Source organism: Streptomyces flavofungini (assembly GCF_041028215.1).
In the GTDB taxonomy this organism is placed as follows: domain Bacteria; phylum Actinomycetota; class Actinomycetes; order Streptomycetales; family Streptomycetaceae; genus Streptomyces; species Streptomyces flavofungini_B.
The window spans coordinates 1-739 of sequence record NZ_JASKYR010001454.1; the positions used below are offsets into that span (position 1 = coordinate 1).

Here is a 739-nt window from a genome sequence, read left to right on the forward strand (position 1 = left end):
GCCCGGCACGAGCCGATCGCTATCGTCGGCATGGCCTGCCGCTACCCGGGCGGGGTGTCCTCGCCCGAGGACCTGTGGCGTCTCGTCACCTCCGGTGAGGACGCGATCGTGCCGTTCCCCGAGGACCGCGGCTGGGATCTGTCGATCCTGCGTGACCCCGAGGCCAAGCACCCCGACGGCCTGTACGCCCGGGAGGGCGGCTTCCTGGCGGACGCGGCGGACTTCGACCCCGGGTTCTTCGGCATCTCGCCCCGCGAGGCCCTCGGCATGGACCCGCAGCAGCGGCTCGCCCTGGAGATGTCCTGGGAGGCCCTGGAGCGGGCCGGGATCGACCCGGCCTCGCTCAAGGGCAGCAGGACGGGCGTCTTCGCGGGCGTGATGTACCACGACTACCCGGGCAGCGACGGCAACGGCAGCGTCGTCACCGGACGGGTCGCCTACAAGCTCGGTCTGGAGGGCCCGGCGGTCTCCGTCGACACCGCCTGCTCCTCCTCGCTGGTCGCGCTGCACCTCGCGGTGCAGGCGCTGCGGCAGGGCGAGTGCTCCCTCGCCGTCACGGGCGGTGTCACCGTGCTCTCGACGCCCGCCGTGTTCGCCGAGTTCGGGCGGCAGGGCGGCCTCGCCCCCGACGGCCGCTGCAAGTCGTTCGCCGCGGCGGCCGACGGCACCGGCTTCTCCGAGGGAGCGGGCTTCCTGGTGGTCGAGCGGCTCTCCGACGCCGTCCGCAACGGCCATGAGC

Annotated in this window: 1 protein-coding gene; it reads left to right on the forward strand. The window is 73.7% G+C overall.

Annotation, left to right across the window (positions count from 1 at the left end; all coding sequences use genetic code 11):
- A partial coding sequence (locus tag AB8Z36_RS41610) for a beta-ketoacyl synthase N-terminal-like domain-containing protein (RefSeq protein WP_369218510.1) occupies window positions 1-739 on the forward strand: 739 nt, incomplete at both ends.